The sequence below is a fragment of the Streptomyces sp. NPDC001381 genome (assembly GCF_042895685.1).
Classification (GTDB): Bacteria; Actinomycetota; Actinomycetes; order Streptomycetales; family Streptomycetaceae; genus Streptomyces.
This window is the reverse complement of sequence record NZ_JBIAWO010000002.1, coordinates 1,268,429-1,282,101: the sequence shown is the minus strand read 5'-3', so window position 1 is coordinate 1,282,101 and position 13,673 is coordinate 1,268,429. Positions and strand designations below refer to the sequence as shown.

General features: G+C 72.7%; 13 protein-coding genes. 7 read left to right on the top strand and 6 right to left on the bottom strand.

Annotated features, from left to right (window positions below; translation table 11 throughout):
- Positions 1-224: 224 nt before the first annotated feature.
- Entirely contained in the window at positions 225-1,595 is a 1,371-nt protein-coding gene (locus ACFY2L_RS12685) for an MFS transporter (RefSeq protein ID WP_390656948.1), read from the top strand.
- A gap of 142 nt (positions 1,596-1,737) precedes the next feature.
- Positions 1,738-2,304, top strand: coding sequence for a Dps family protein (locus ACFY2L_RS12680; protein WP_390656947.1), 567 nt, complete (start codon positions 1,738-1,740; stop codon positions 2,302-2,304).
- Between the two features lie 122 nt (positions 2,305-2,426).
- Here ACFY2L_RS12680 and ACFY2L_RS12675 read toward each other — a convergent pair whose 3' ends face one another.
- The gene (locus ACFY2L_RS12675) at positions 2,427-2,828 is read right to left on the bottom strand and encodes an ATP-binding protein (RefSeq protein WP_390822262.1); all 402 of its coding nucleotides are present in this window, start codon (positions 2,826-2,828) and stop codon (positions 2,427-2,429) included.
- Positions 2,829-2,898: 70 nt separating this feature from the next.
- Positions 2,899-3,279 (bottom strand): STAS domain-containing protein, encoded by a 381-nt coding sequence (locus tag ACFY2L_RS12670; protein WP_390656945.1) that lies wholly within the window; start codon positions 3,277-3,279, stop codon positions 2,899-2,901.
- A gap of 266 nt (positions 3,280-3,545) precedes the next feature.
- Between ACFY2L_RS12670 and ACFY2L_RS12665 the strand changes: the two genes are divergently transcribed.
- Positions 3,546-3,968 carry a DUF6003 family protein gene (locus tag ACFY2L_RS12665; RefSeq protein WP_390656941.1) on the top strand — a complete coding sequence of 141 codons (423 nt, stop codon included), beginning with the start codon at positions 3,546-3,548 and terminating at the stop codon, positions 3,966-3,968.
- Positions 3,969-4,083: 115 nt separating this feature from the next.
- On the opposite strand, the gene ACFY2L_RS12660 is transcribed toward ACFY2L_RS12665, so the two are convergent.
- Together ACFY2L_RS12660 and ACFY2L_RS12655 are read right to left on the bottom strand one after the other, a co-directional pair.
- Complete coding sequence (locus ACFY2L_RS12660; protein ID WP_390656940.1) at positions 4,084-4,401, bottom strand: hypothetical protein; 318 nt, start codon at positions 4,399-4,401, stop codon at positions 4,084-4,086.
- Between the two features lie 150 nt (positions 4,402-4,551).
- Positions 4,552-5,385, bottom strand: a complete 834-nt coding sequence (locus ACFY2L_RS12655) for a class I SAM-dependent methyltransferase (protein WP_390822261.1) — start codon at positions 5,383-5,385, stop codon at positions 4,552-4,554.
- Between the two features lie 266 nt (positions 5,386-5,651).
- Here ACFY2L_RS12655 and ACFY2L_RS12650 point away from each other — a divergent pair, with 266 nt between their 5' ends.
- Positions 5,652-6,374 (top strand): polysaccharide deacetylase family protein, encoded by a 723-nt coding sequence (locus tag ACFY2L_RS12650; RefSeq protein WP_390656938.1) that lies wholly within the window; start codon positions 5,652-5,654, stop codon positions 6,372-6,374.
- A gap of 271 nt (positions 6,375-6,645) precedes the next feature.
- Here the strand turns inward: ACFY2L_RS12650 and ACFY2L_RS12645 are convergent, their stop codons facing one another.
- Positions 6,646-7,746, bottom strand: coding sequence for a hypothetical protein (locus ACFY2L_RS12645; protein ID WP_390822260.1), 1,101 nt, complete (start codon positions 7,744-7,746; stop codon positions 6,646-6,648).
- Between the two features lie 241 nt (positions 7,747-7,987).
- Between ACFY2L_RS12645 and lanKC the strand changes: the two genes are divergently transcribed.
- A complete protein-coding gene (gene lanKC, locus ACFY2L_RS12640; protein WP_390822259.1) occupies positions 7,988-10,777 on the top strand; it encodes a class III lanthionine synthetase LanKC in 2,790 nt (929 codons plus the stop codon).
- Positions 10,774-10,908, top strand: a complete 135-nt coding sequence (locus ACFY2L_RS12635; protein ID WP_390822258.1) for a SapB/AmfS family lanthipeptide — start codon at positions 10,774-10,776, stop codon at positions 10,906-10,908. The genes lanKC and ACFY2L_RS12635 overlap by 4 nt, the downstream gene beginning before the upstream one ends.
- A gap of 359 nt (positions 10,909-11,267) precedes the next feature.
- Here ACFY2L_RS12635 and ACFY2L_RS12630 read toward each other — a convergent pair whose 3' ends face one another.
- Positions 11,268-11,858 (bottom strand): DNA-binding response regulator, encoded by a 591-nt coding sequence (locus tag ACFY2L_RS12630; protein WP_390656934.1) that lies wholly within the window; start codon positions 11,856-11,858, stop codon positions 11,268-11,270.
- A 730-nt stretch (positions 11,859-12,588) separates the two neighbouring features.
- Here ACFY2L_RS12630 and ACFY2L_RS12625 point away from each other — a divergent pair.
- Positions 12,589-13,668 (top strand): AraC family transcriptional regulator ligand-binding domain-containing protein, encoded by a 1,080-nt coding sequence (locus tag ACFY2L_RS12625; RefSeq protein WP_390822257.1) that lies wholly within the window; start codon positions 12,589-12,591, stop codon positions 13,666-13,668.
- The last annotated feature ends 5 nt before the right edge of the window (positions 13,669-13,673 follow it).

The window sequence follows — 13,673 nt, the reverse complement described above, 5'->3', positions numbered from 1 at the left end:
CCTCCGCCACCCCCTGGAACGCGAAATGGGTCACACCGCCATCCGGCGGAACGGCTCTCCGCAGGGTGCGAAGGTGCTGCCTGGACCGCATTCGCGTGCAGTACGCAACGAAACGTTGACGACCCGTGAAGGGCATCCGTCCCTCTACGGTCGCTTACTGGCCTGCCGCCGGCGCCGTCGAGCAGACCCGTCCCTGCCCCCGACGAAAGTAGGCGAGCGACGTTTTGCCGACTGCCACAGTCACCACTCCGCCCCCGGCTCACCCGACCTCCCCGAAGACCGCCCCCGCCACCGTCACCGACCCGGCACTCGTGAAGCGCGCCGTGAAGGCCGCCGCGCTGGGCAACGCGATGGAATGGTTCGACTTCGGCGTCTACAGCTACATCGCGGTCACCCTGGGCAAGGTCTTCTTCCCGTCCGGGAATCCGACGGCCCAACTGCTGTCGACTTTCGGCGCCTTCGCCGCCGCCTTCCTGGTCCGCCCGCTCGGCGGCATGGTCTTCGGGCCGCTCGGCGACCGGGTCGGCCGTCAGAAGGTGCTGGCCCTCACCATGATCATGATGGCCGCGGGCACCTTCGCCATCGGCCTCATCCCGTCGTACGCCTCGATCGGCGTCGGAGCTCCGCTGCTCCTGCTGGCCGCCCGCCTGGTGCAGGGCTTCTCCACCGGCGGTGAGTACGCGGGCGCCTCCACCTTCATCGCCGAGTACGCGCCGGACAAGCGGCGCGGCTTCCTCGGCAGCTGGCTGGAGTTCGGCACCCTCGCCGGGTACATCGGCGGCGCCGGCCTGGTCACGGTGATGACCGCCCTGCTGTCCACCGAGGACCTGCTGAGCTGGGGCTGGCGGATCCCCTTCCTGGTCGCGGGCCCGATGGGCGTCGTCGGCCTCTATCTGCGGATGCGTCTGGAGGAGACCCCGGCGTTCGCGGCCGAGGTCGAGAAGGCGGAGTCCAGCCGTCAGAAGGTGCCGCTGCGCCGGATGATCACGGGGCAGTGGCGGGCGCTGCTGCTCTGCGTCGGTCTCGTCCTGGTCTTCAACGTCACCGACTACATGCTGCTGTCGTACATGCCCAGCTATCTGACCAGTGAGCTCGCCTACGACGAGACGCACGGCCTGCTCGTCGTGCTCGGCGTGATGGCCCTGATGATGGTCGTCCAGCCCTTCGCGGGCGCCCTGACCGACCGTGTGGGCCGCCGACCGGTGATCGCCGCGGGTTGTGCGGGCTTCCTGCTGCTGTCCGTCCCGGCCCTGCTGCTGATCCGCCAGGGCGGCCTGCTCGCGATCGCCCTCGGCATGGGCGCGCTGGGCCTGCTGCTGGTCTGCTTCACGGCCGCGATGCCGGCCGCGCTGCCGGCGCTGTTCCCGACGAAGGTCCGCTACGGCTCGCTGTCGATCGGCTTCAACGTCTCCGTCTCGCTCTTCGGCGGCACCACCCCGCTGGTGGTGACGGCCCTGATCGGGGCGACCGGGAACATGATGATGCCCGCGTACTACATGATGGCCGCGGCCGTGATCGGCGGGGTGGCGGTCTGGTTCATGGCGGAGTCGGCGGGCCGACCGCTGCCCGGCTCGGCACCCTCGCTGGAGGGCTGAGAAGGTCCCACCCGACGTCCGGACAGCATGGCGGAGACCTTCGGCTCCCGGGGGTACCCGAACGGAGGAGAGTGCGGAAGCCGAGGCGGGGCACCAGTGCATCGACGTCACCCCCCCCCCCGTGGAGAAGGAGTTGCGAAGCATGGCCAAGGACCTCACCCCCAAGTACACGGTGCCGGGGATCGAGCGCGCAGCGGCAGGCAGGCTCATCGACGTCCTCCGCCTGCGGCTGCACGCCCTCAACGACCTTCACCTCACCCTCAAGCACGTCCACTGGAACGTCGTGGGACCCCACTTCATCGCCGTGCACCAGATGGTCGACCCGCAGGTGGACAGGGTGCGCGACATGGCCGACGACGTCGCCGAGCGCATCGCCGCCCTGGGCGGAGTCGCCCAGGGCACGCCCGGCTCCCTGGTCAAGGAACGCACCTGGGACGACTACTCCATCGGACGCGAGGACGCCATCGCGCACCTGGGTGCGCTGGATGTCGTCTACACGGGCCTGATCGAGGACGTGCGTGCGGCGATCAAGACCGTCGGGGAGATCGACCCGGCGACGGAGGACCTGCTCATCGAGCAGCTGCGCGACCTCGAGCAGTTCCAGTGGTTCGTCCGGGCGCATCTCGAGAACGCCGGAGGCACCCTGGTGACGGCTCGGGCCGAAACGGAGGAGGCCGCCGCCAAGGCCGCCAAGGCCGCGGACGCCTGACGAACCGGAATCATCGACGCGGGTGAGCGGGTCCCGTGGGCGCGTACGGCCCACGGGACCCGCTGTCGTGCGAGCGAGCCTTCCGAGCACACGACGAGGCGCGCACGCGTGCCCTCACGTGGCTACGGGGCGACGCGGTCTGTCCTCATGACGACCCGGATCGTCTTGCCGGCCGGGGAAGGCGTCACCGCCACCTCGTCGCCGAGCCGCTGGATCAGGGGCCAGCCGAAGCCGCCCGGAGCGGCAGGGCGGCCGCGCGGCGTGGTGCGGGGTGCGACGGACGAGGCATCGGAGACGTCGAGGGTGATGAGGCCGTTGTCGAGACGGACGTCGACGGCGGTCAGTCCGCCGCCGTGGCGCTCGGCGTTGGTGATCAGTTCGGTGACCACGAGGAGGACGTCCTGGACGACCGTCCCCGGCGGGGCCGGGACCCGGGAGAGCAGGAGGTCGCGGACGTGGGCACGGGCCGACGCGGCGGTGACGGGCGGGTACAGCCTTCCCGTGGCGGGTTCTGTGGTGGTCACGTACCTTCTCTGCTCCGCTCGTCCGTCACACCCCTGGTGCTCCTGGCCTGCCTCGTGCGCGGTGCTCCGCTCACTCCGGGCGGGGGCGGCCGCCACGGGTGCGGAGCAGCTCCACGGCTGCCGGCACGTCGTCGGCGAGGGTGAGGATCCGGGTGACGTCCGTCAGATCCAGCAGTCGCCGTACGACCGGGGGCACCTCGGCGAGGACGAGGGGGACGCCGGTCCGCTCGTGCTCGTTCTGAGCGGCGAGCAGCGTGTGAAGGAAGGAGGAGTCGGCGAACGTCACCTCGGCGAGGTCCGTGACGGTGCCCGCCGTACCGTCGTCCGCGGGGAGGGCGAGGGCCTGTGCCAGGGTCGGCGCCTCTTCGGCATCGAACGCTCCGGTGACCTGGACGAGCCGCACGTCGTCCACCACTCTGACGGTCACTTCGGCTTCGGCTTCGACGCTCATGAGGGCATTCTGGCAAATGGCCGGGCGGAGCGGGGAGCCGGGCGGCGGCGGGAACGAGGCGGGCGTCTCAGGGGTGTTCGGGCAGCGAAGCGACGCGGGTCGTGGTGGAGCGGTCGGGCTCACCGGGTGGGCGCGGGTGCGCGGCCGCTGCGGCGTCCGAGAAGACGTGCGCGGTGCCGGTGGTCCGCAGCAGCCGCTGGAGTACGTCCGGTCGCTCGTCGAGGTGCAGCCGTGTGCCGGCGGCGGTGGCGTCCCGGTGGACGCCGATGACCGATGACCCCTACCTCGTCCTGCTGAACGACACGAGCGTTCCGCTCGGCGTGCCCTTGGCGGCCGCCGGGGAGCCGGAGTGCCTCGAGACGCCCGCGGTGCGGGCGTGGCTCGACGCGCAAGGTGTCAGCAAGCGCTCACCCGGTCTGCGTCTGGTGCCGCCGGAGGAGACGGCGGCCATCCCCGAGGACGCCGAACGGCTGCCGGTGCCGCTGGGCGAGGACGAACTGAACCTGCTGCGGCGGCGGAACGCGCCGGAGAGCGTGGCCCGGCTGGAGCGGGAGCTGCTGGCCTACCGTTCCTGCGCCGACGGCCGGGACGCGCTGCTGGTCCGTGCGCTGGCGGCGGGCGTGCCGGCGCACCGGGTCGCGGAACTGACGGGTGAGGAGCTGACGGTGGTCAAGGCCGTGGCGTACTGACGTGACGAGCGGCGCCCCGTCCGTCGCCGGGGCGCCGCTCGTCAGAAGGGGAGCGTGTCCACCGGCCCGGCACGTCGACGGGCCGTGCGCACGCCGACGCCCCGGGCGGGGCGGGTCAGGCCCCGGAGTCGATGCCCGTCACCACGGGCGGACCCAGTGGCGCCGAGTCGTCGTCCAGGCCGGCCGCCGTCAGCGCGGAGCGCGCGAGCCGGCGGGCTTCCTGCTCGGCCTCGGGTCCGGTGTCCGCCTCGACGGTGAGCCGGAGGGTGAAGGTGTCGTCCTCGTTGACGGTCAGCGCGTCGAGATCCTCCGCGCTGCCCAGACGGGTGCGGTGCGGGTCGGCCGGGCGCAGCGCCCGGGCCAGTTCGGCCCGTGTTCCGGGCCCGGCCCCGTCGGCGAAGGTCCCGGGTACCGAGATGACGTATGTCGTCATGACAATCCTCCCTGGGTCTTCCTCCGGTTACCCCGGTCCGGCGGCAAGATCCCTGCCCGAACGGGTGGGGCCGGCGCGGCGCCTCGGGAGCGCGCCCTGCTCGTCCTCGAACATGCTCCGGTGGCCGCGAAGCATCAGCCGTCACCTCCCCTACTCGGGGGTCCTGTCGGCCGTGACCAGCAGATACTCCCATTCCATGGCGCCGTCCGCGAGGTGCCGGGCGGCCAGATCCCTGAGCGCCGTGTCGAGGGCGGTGACCTTCTCGGGGTCGTCGGCGACGGCACGGTAGACGGCGACGGTCGGGCCGTAGCTGCTCTTGAAGAACTCCAGGAAGTCCTCCGCGCGGGAGAACCGGTCGACGCGCAGCATCCGGCGACGGACGTGCATGCCGGTGACGCGGTCACCGAAGAGCGCACGCACATGGCTCTCGTCGCCCCACAGCGGCGCGGGCTGTGCTCCGGGGGGCGGCGGGGGCGCGTACGGGCGCATGGCGGTGAACATCTGCCCGATGAACCCTTCGGGGGTCCAGTTGATCAGTCCGATGCGGCCGCCCGGTCGGCAGACGCGGACCAGTTCGTCGGCTGCCTGCTGATGGTGCGGGGCGAACATGACGCCGACGCAGGACATGACCGTGTCGAAGTCCGCGTCCGCGAACGGCAGTGCCTCGGCATCGCCCTCGCGCCATTCCAGTTCGGTGCCCCGCTCGGCGGCGAGGCGGCGTCCGGCCTCCAGCAGTTCCGGGGTCAGGTCCACGGCCACGACGTCGGCGCCGGCGAGGGCGGCGGGGATGGCGGCGTTACCCGTCCCGGCCGCGACATCGAGCACCCGGCTGCCCGGCCGCACGCCGCTCTCCCGGACGAGCACCGGTCCCAGTTCCGGGACGACCTCGGTGGCCACGACGGAGTAGTCGCCCAGCGCCCACATGGCTCGGTGCTTGGCCTTCAGGGCCCGGTCGGCCTGCGTCGCCTCACCCGACTCCGCCATGACGGATCCCTCCGCTCCAGTGCCGTAGGTACGGTTCCGGGCGGTGCCCACCGCCCGGGCGTGCGCCCGAGCATCGCCGACTCCGGCGCTTCCTACGACTGTCTCACGCGTCGCCCCGCCGTGCCGCGCGTCCGAGCGGGGGCCGCCCCGCTCGTCCGGGACGCACGGAATCTTCCCGTAAGTCGAACGGAAGCTCACCGAACGTACATCCATGCGCACTCCCGGTGCGTCCAACAAGGCAAGTCCACTGCCCTTGGGGGGATCCGATGCACCGACGCCTCTTCACCCTGGCCCTCGCCGCCGTCCTCTGCGGCACCGCGCTGGCCGGGACCGCCGCCACGTCCGCCTCCGCCGCCACGTCGGTGACCGTCGACTGCCGCAGGGTCAAGTGCGTCGCCCTCACCTTCGACGACGGGCCGGTCGCCGACACCGTTCGGCTGTTGCGCATCCTCAAGGACCACAACGTCCAAGTGACCTTCTACCTGGTCGGCAAGAACGTCCAGAGCCGCCCCTCGACGGTGCGCAGCGCGGCGCTCGCCGGCCACCAGATAGGCAACCACAGCTGGGACCACACCAAGCTGACCGGGCTCAGCGCCGCGAAGGTCAGGTCGCAGCTCTCCCGCACGGACACGGCGATCAAACAGGCGACCGGCAAGAAGCCCACCACGTTCCGTGCCCCGTACGGCGCGCACAACGCCACCGTCCGCACCGCCGCCGCTCGACCGCTGGTCCACTGGAGCGTCGACACCCTCGACTGGAAGTACCGCGACACCGCCAGGATCATCAGGACCGTCAAAGCGGACACCAGGCCCGGGGACATCGTCCTCCTGCACGACATCCACAAGACGACGGTCGACGCGGTGCCGGGCATCATCCAGGGCCTCAAGGCGCGCGGCTTCCACTTCGTGACCGTCGACCAGCTCTTCGCACCGGACCGGCTGCCCTCCGGGAGGGTCACGTACCACAACCGCGGCGCCTACCGGCCGTGATGGGGCTCGCGGGACCTTGACGACGCGGACATCAGCGCTGTCGGCCCTCGGTGCCGAGGGTGGTCGACAGCCCGTACCGGACCCGCACGTTCCGGTGCTCCACGCCGACGTCGACGGGGTCGGGCAGGTTCGTCCTCGTGCTCGCCGTGGCCGAGCGGGCGCCGGGACTCCCGCTGAATCGGACGTCCGTATGCGGTGTTTCGCGGAATCGGAGCCGGTCGGCCGCCACATTGGAAGTGAACTCGATGTCCGCGTGCCGGTGCACGGGCCTTCACGGAGGCCGGCCGTCGCCCTCCGGCTCCTGCTCCCGCACGCGCTTCACCTTGCGACGAGGTGCGTCGGCGCCCTGCCGTACCCGCCCCTCGCCGCCTTCGCCTTCGGCGGCCCGTCGCCTGCGGGCGGGGGCTTCGCGCGCGAGCTTCCGTTCCGCGCGGCCTGTCGCGCCGCCGGCCTTCCGGGCGCGCGGGGCGCCGCCACTCGCGGCCTCCGGAACGTCGGACACCTCCTCCACGGTGTCCGGCAGCGTCTCGCCGACCTGCGCGGCGGCTCCCTCCACCGTGTCCCCGGTCCGTTCCGCGAGCCCCGTGACCGCGCTGCCCGCGTCGCCACCGACGCGCTCCACCGCGGTCCCGGCCCCGCGCCCGACACCCTCGACGGCAGTCCCGGTACCGCGCCCGACGTCCTCCACCGCTGTCTCGGCCCCGCGCCCGACACCCTCGACGGCGGTCCCGGCCCCACGCCCGACACCCTCGACGGCAGTCCCGGCACCGCGCCCCACATCCTCCACCGCAGCCCCGGCACCGCGCCCCACATCCTCCACCGCAGCCCCGGCACCGCGCCCCACGTCCTCCACCGCAGCCCCGGCACCGCGCCCCACATCCTCCACCGCAGCCCCGGCACCGCGCCCCACGTCCTCCACCGCTCTGCCGGCGCCACGCCCGACCTCGTCGAGTGTGCGGCCCGCGCCGGCGCCCACCTCGCGTACGGCGGTCCCGACGCCCGAGGTCACGTCCCTGAGGATGTCCGGGTTGCGGTCGATGGTGGTCAGAACCCTCCCGATGACCTCCACGACGTTGTCCAGCCGCACCTTCAGCAGCGCCTGCGCCTCCACGCCCTTGATGTCGAGGTGGACGGCGCCCAGCTCCACGTACGCACCGACGTTCAGCCGGAGCAGGTCGAGCACATCCGCCTGGAGCGACACCTTCGCGCGCAGATCCTCGACGTCCAGGGCGATCTCGTCCACCTTGAGCAGGGGGATGTCGAGGAGGACGTCCGGCTCCGCGAGCTCCGCGCCGACGGGTTCCTCGTCGACGTAGTCATCGGTGTCGTCGACGTCGGTCTCCGTCACATCCTTCATGTCCTCGTCGTCCATACCGCTCCTCGAGAACGGGTACGTAAAGGGATCTTTCCGATCCTTCCACCGCCCGGGTGAGGCCGCCAGGCGACGAGGTACCGGCGACGGCCCGTGCTGACGGCGGCCTCGCCTCGTCCGGGGGCCGGAAGCAGGGTCCGGCCGCCACTGCTGCGTTTGTCATGGGTGACCGATGACAGGTGTGACTGTTCGCCGCCCACCCGGCCCCGGATTCTGGTGAGGTCCCAGCGGAAGGTGGCCCATGGAGAAGCGATACGAGGTCTTCTGTCTCGCCGACGAGCACTTCTACGAGACACCGGACCGCCTCTTCGGTCTCGGCGACGGCATGCCCCGGCACTACGAGCCCGCCCGCCGGCCCGCGCCGGACGGCTGGCGCCGCCACCTGTCCGGTGACTGGCTGCACCTGTCACCGGTCGACGGGAGCACCCCCGCGCAGGGCTGGAAGGTCCATGTGTCCGCCTGCCTGGACAACGCCGGGACGACGGCCGGCGTCGTCTGGGACTACTGCGTCTCCCACGGGATTGCGTTCAAGTTCGTCCCCGGACCGCATCACCTCTTCCTGAGGAACTCGAAGTACGCCGGGCGGGGCAGCAGCGGGAAGTTCGCCACGCTCTATCCCCGCGACGAGGAACAACTGCACCGCGTTCTGCAGGAGTTGGGGGACCTGCTGGACGGAGAGCCGGGGCCCTACATCCTCACCGACCTGCGCTGGCGACGAGGGCCGCTGTATGTGAGGTACGGCGGTTTCGTCCAGCGGTTCTGCCCGGGCGCCGACGGGCGGCTCGTCCCGGCTGTCGAGGACGGCGGCGGCCGGCTGGTGCCCGACCGCAGGGACCCGGTGTTTCACGTGCCGGAATGGGTGGTGCTGCCCGCCTTCCTCGAGCCGGAGCTGGCCGCCCGGAACGCCACGACCCTCAACGGCCTGCCCTATCGGATCGAGCGGGCGCTGCACTTCTCCAACGGGGGCGGCGTCTACGCCGGCCACGATCTGCGGACCGGTGAGCCGGTCGTGCTCAAGGAGGCGCGGCCGCACGCCGGTCTGGCGGCGGACGGGGCGGACGCCGTCGCCCGGCTGGAGCGCGAACGCGCGGCCCTGGAACGCCTGTCCGGATCGGGCGTGGCACCGGAGGTCCGGGACTGGTTCCTGCTCGGTGACCACCGGTTCCTGGTGATGGAGCACCTGGAGGGGAACACGCTCAACTCGTACTTCGGCCGGCGGCATCCGCTGCTCGTCGCCGACCCCGACCCCGGGGCGCTCGCCGACTACACCGCGTGGGCCCTGTGCGTGCACCGGTCCGTGGAGGAGGCCGTCGCCGCCCTGCACGCGCGCGGAATCGTCTTCAACGACCTGCACCTGTTCAACATCCTCATCGGCCCGGACGGGGAGTCCGTGCGGCTGATCGACTTCGAGGCCGCCGCGCACGTGGACGAGGGCCGACGGCAGGTCGTCGCCCACCCGGGCTTCCTCGCGCCGGCCGACCGCCACGGCTTCGCCATCGACCGCTACGCCCTGGCGTGCCTGCGCATCGCGCTCTTCCTTCCCCTGACGACGCTGTTCGCCGTCGACCGCGGCAGGGCCGCCCACCTCGCCGACGCGGCCGCCGAGGAGTTCCCCGTGCCGCGCGCCTTCCTGACCGACGCCGTGGACGAGATCACGGGAACGCCGCGCTCGCCCCGAACCGGTGCGCCCGCGAGCCGCCGTCGCGGCGGCGAACGCCACCTGCCGGTCGAGCCGGGCGACTGGCCCCGCAGCCGGGCCTCGATGTACCGGGCGATCGTCGCGAGCGCGACGCCGGAACGCGACGACCGCCTGTTCCCCGGAGACGTCGACCAGTTCAAGGACGGGGGCGGCACCAGCCTGGCGCACGGGGCGGCGGGCGTCCTGTACGCCCTCGCCGAGACCGGGTGTCCACGCCATGAGCCCGGTGAGGAGTGGCTGTTGCGGCACACCGCGGCGCCCGCGCCCGGGACGCCCCTCGGCCTGTTCGACGGGCTGCTCGGCACCGCCTGGGTCCTGGCGCGCCTCGGCCACACCGGGCACGCGCTGAAACTGGCCGAGCGCGTACTGGGCGAGCGGTGGCAGCGCCTGGGGCCCGATCTGTACGAAGGACTGGCCGGGGTCGCGCTCGCTCTGGACGGGCTCTCCCGTGCCACGGGAGAGGCTGCCCTGCACGACAGCGCCCTCGAAGCGGTCCAGTTGCTCGCGGACCGAGCCGAGCGCCTTCCGGAAGGTGCCGGCCCGCTCGGGGCCGCTCCCACAGGAGGGAACGCGGCGGGCCGCGGGCCGCACAGGGCAGGTCTGCTGTACGGCTCCAGCGGTCCCGCTCTGTGTTTTCTCCGGCTGTACGAGCGCACCGGGGCGCCGGCCCTGCTGGAACTGGCCGCCCGCCACCTCCGCGCCGACCTGGCGCACTGTGCGACGGACCGCTCGGGCGCGCTGGCCGTGGACGAGGGCCGCCGCTCCATGCCGTATCTCGGCCAGGGCAGCGTGGGCATCGCCATGGTGCTCGACGACTACCTCGCCCGCCACGACGACCAGGTCTTCGCCCGGGCCCGTAGCGCCATCCTTCCCGCCGCCACCGCACGCTTCTACGCCCAGTCGGGGCTCTTCGGCGGACGCGCGGGCATGGTGCTGCACCTGGCCCGCACCACCACCCCCGAGGCCGCTCCCCGCCGGCTGGCCGACCAGGTCTCCCGGCTGTCCTGGCACGCGGTGCCCTTCCACGGACAGCTGGCCTTCGCCGGCGACCAGGTGATGCGCCTGTCGATGGACCTCGCCACGGGGACGGCGGGCTGTCTGCTGGCGATGGGCGCGGCTCTCGACGAGCGGCCGGCCCGTTTTCCCTTCCTCCCGCCGCTCCGGCGGCCCCAGAGCCGGTCTCCTCATATGGGGGCCGAAACGGAAGATCCACTCGCACACGCCGCGTCCGTACGGATCTCACCCGCGCACCGCACCGACGGCAGCCCGGAGGGGCGACGCCGCGGGGAGGCGCGAACGGACGCGGCGACGAGCCGAAAGGACGCACCATGACCTTGCTCGACCTGCAGACCCTCGAGACTCCCGAAGCGCCGGAGTCGCAGGACGACACCGCTTCCACGGTCAGCAGCGCGAGCCTGCTGCTGTGCTCCGCGAGCACGTCGTCCACCACCCTGTGTCTGTGACCGTCCTGCCCCGCCGCCCGCCCACCCGTGCGGCGGCCGAGCGCCGGTGACGGACCGGGGCGGGCCCCCGGGCGGCGGTCGTCGTCCGGGGGCCCGCCCCGTCACCGCCGGGGCCTCGCGTCCCCTCCGCCGGGAAGGCCGAAACGACGTGTACGGGCGCTCTTCGCCGCGACGAGCCGTCTCCCGCGGCTCCCGCTCGCCGCGGGAGGCGGTGCGTCACAGCACCGGCCGCCGCACCGCGCTGTGCCTGGGCGGCGTGGCCACCGCGGCTGCGGAACCGGCCCTGCCCAGCCTGCCGGGCCATGCCCTGGACACTCTGCTGATGGACTGCGCGGACACCGCCATGAGCCACGCCCGGCTCACACCCAGCCCGCCTCCTGGGAGATGCGGATGGCGTCGACACGGTTGCGCGCCCCTGTCTTGCGGGTGATGGTCGACAGGTAGTTGCGCACGGTGCCGTGCGTCAGGTGCAGGTCTCCCGCTATCTCCGCGACGGAAGCTCCCCGCGAGGCCAGAGACAGCACGCTCAACTCCCGCTCGGTCAACGGGACCCGGGCCGCTTGCAGAAAGTCCCACCCCAACGAGGTGTCCACGAAGGGCTCCCCCCGCGCGACCCGTCTGACGGCTCCCACGAGGGCCTCGCAGGGCTCCCCCTTGCTGACGTATCCCAGGGCCTGCGCCCGGGACACGCGATGCAGCAGCCCCGGTCTGCTGGGGGACGTCAGGAGAAGCAGGCCGCACCTGCGCTCCGCCGCGCGCTCGGCCAGCGGCGCCAGCTGGGAGAGCGTGGCCGCCGGTTCCGTACCGTCCACGTCCGCCACGCACACCCGCGGCTGCCAGGAGACCAGCTCGGTCACCGCGTCCGACCAGGACGCCGCGCTCACCTCCAGGTCCTGCTCGCGGCGTAACGAAATGGCCAGTGCCTGCCGTAACAGGCAGGTGTCGTGCACCACAAGCACTTTGATCACTGAGTCCCCCAGGGTCGTACGAGCCACTTCCGGTTACCCGCCCTCTTGTCCGGCTATCCCGGCCGGGGTGCTCACCCGAGGGGTTTCGGTCAGTCCCACGCGGCCCACGGCGTCGAGGCGCCGCCCGTCGCTCCGCTTCCAGCCGCCACGGACCGGCGGGGCCCGGTGCACGAAGGGATGAACCGCCCCCGGTTGTGGCCTCGGCGTCGTGAGCGTCGCCTCACGCTACTGACTGTGCGAACGGACAGCGGTGGTGCGGGTCGGTGGCAACAGGTGAGTGGCGAGCGGTCGGGGCGGTCGGGGCGGTCGGGGCTCGCGCAGGACGCGTCGGCTGCGCGGGTGAAGCGCGGGCCGGAGACCGCTCGTGCTCCCCGGGGCGGGCTGGCCGGCGGAGTGTCCGCCCTCGTCGGCTGGCTGGCCCTCGCCTGTCTGACCGTCGTCGTCCCGGCGAGTGCGGTGCTGGTGTGGACGGACGACCACGCGCCCGCCTCCCCGCGAGCGAAGATCGCGGCGGTCTGGCGCAGCACCGCGCAGACGCTCCGGCTGGGAGGAGAGGTGGGCCCACCGCTGCGCCGCCGCCGGCGTCCGCCTCTCCCCCGCCCGCCCCGGACGCGGCGGTACGGGCCACCCGGACCGCGCCGGACCTGTCGTTTCCGCACGCCGAGGGCGTGCGGTACGGTTCGCGTTTCGTCCCTTGGCCGCAAGGAACCGCATGCCCGGCAAGCCCCTCCCGACGTCCTCGCCCGGAACCAGCCGCAGCACCTCGGCCACCATTCCGCCGAACATCCTGCGCTACCTCGCCCTGGTCGCCGACGAGTACGGCCTCGATCTTCAGCCCCTGCTGACGGCCGTGGGCCTGGACCGCGGCGTGATGCGGTCGGCCGGCCTGCGGGTCTCCTACCGGCAGGGCAGCGCCGTCATCCGGCGGGCGGTGGAACTCACCGGTGAGCCGCATCTGGGGCTGCGCGTGGGCGCGGCCCAGCACCTCACCGCCTGGGGGCTGCCCGGTCTGGCCCTGCTGGCCGCCGAGACGCTGCGGGACGCGATCGAGACCGGGGTGCGCTTCCAGAACCTGTCCGGGGCCATGATGGTCTGGTCGGCCAGGCCGGAGGACGCGGGTTATGTGCTGCGGGCCGCGCTGCCCGACCCCGCCCTCGATCCGGCGGTCGCCGTCTTCCTCGTGGAGGAGGCGTTCGCCAGCGTCGTCACGCTCACCCGGCTGAGCGCCGGAGACGCGTTCGCCCCGCAGGCCGTCGAGTTCGCCTTCCCCGCACCCCGCGACACCCGTCGGTTCGCCGAGCTGTTCCGCTGCCCGATGCGATTCGCCGCCGCGGAGAACCGCCTGGTCTTCTCCACACGGTGGGCCCGCCGGCCCATGCCGGGCCGTGATCCCGTCACCTACGCGGCCGTCATGGAGCTGCTGGAGCAGCAGCTGGCGGCGCGCCGCGACCAGCAGGACCTGCTGGAGGTCCTGGAGGTCTCGATCGCGCAGAGCCTCCCGGACGTGCCGTCCTTCGTCGAGCAGGCCCGTCGGCACTCCTCCAGCGAACGCACCCTGCGGCGCCGTCTGGCCGAGTGCGGCACGACGTACGAGGCGATCGTCGACGGGGTACGGCGCGAACGGGTCGAGCAGCTGCTGCTGCGACCGGAGATCACCCTGCGGGACATCGCCCGGCAGGCGGGGTTCTCCGACGTGCGCGCCCTGCGCCGGGCGGTGCACCGCTGGCACGGGGTCACTCCGGCAAGGCTGCGCGAGGAGACCGGCGAGCCGGAGGGGCGCGCCCGCCCCTGACCCGG

Excerpts from the sequence above, each read along its gene's own strand:
- ACFY2L_RS12650 (WP_390656938.1), top strand. The coding sequence starts at position 5,652 with ATGCACCGACGCCTCTTCACCCTGGCCCTCGCCGCCGTCCTCTGCGGC.
- ACFY2L_RS12670 (WP_390656945.1), bottom strand. The coding sequence starts at position 3,279 with ATGAGCGTCGAAGCCGAAGCCGAAGTGACCGTCAGAGTGGTGGACGAC.
- ACFY2L_RS12625 (WP_390822257.1), top strand. The coding sequence starts at position 12,589 with ATGCCCGGCAAGCCCCTCCCGACGTCCTCGCCCGGAACCAGCCGCAGC.
- ACFY2L_RS12660 (WP_390656940.1), bottom strand. The coding sequence starts at position 4,401 with ATGACGACATACGTCATCTCGGTACCCGGGACCTTCGCCGACGGGGCC.
- ACFY2L_RS12680 (WP_390656947.1), top strand. The coding sequence starts at position 1,738 with ATGGCCAAGGACCTCACCCCCAAGTACACGGTGCCGGGGATCGAGCGC.
- ACFY2L_RS12655 (WP_390822261.1), bottom strand. The coding sequence starts at position 5,385 with ATGGCGGAGTCGGGTGAGGCGACGCAGGCCGACCGGGCCCTGAAGGCC.
- ACFY2L_RS12645 (WP_390822260.1), bottom strand. The coding sequence starts at position 7,746 with ATGGACGACGAGGACATGAAGGATGTGACGGAGACCGACGTCGACGAC.
- ACFY2L_RS12665 (WP_390656941.1), top strand. The coding sequence starts at position 3,546 with ATGACCGATGACCCCTACCTCGTCCTGCTGAACGACACGAGCGTTCCG.
- lanKC (WP_390822259.1), top strand. The coding sequence starts at position 7,988 with ATGGAGAAGCGATACGAGGTCTTCTGTCTCGCCGACGAGCACTTCTAC.
- ACFY2L_RS12635 (WP_390822258.1), top strand. The coding sequence starts at position 10,774 with ATGACCTTGCTCGACCTGCAGACCCTCGAGACTCCCGAAGCGCCGGAG.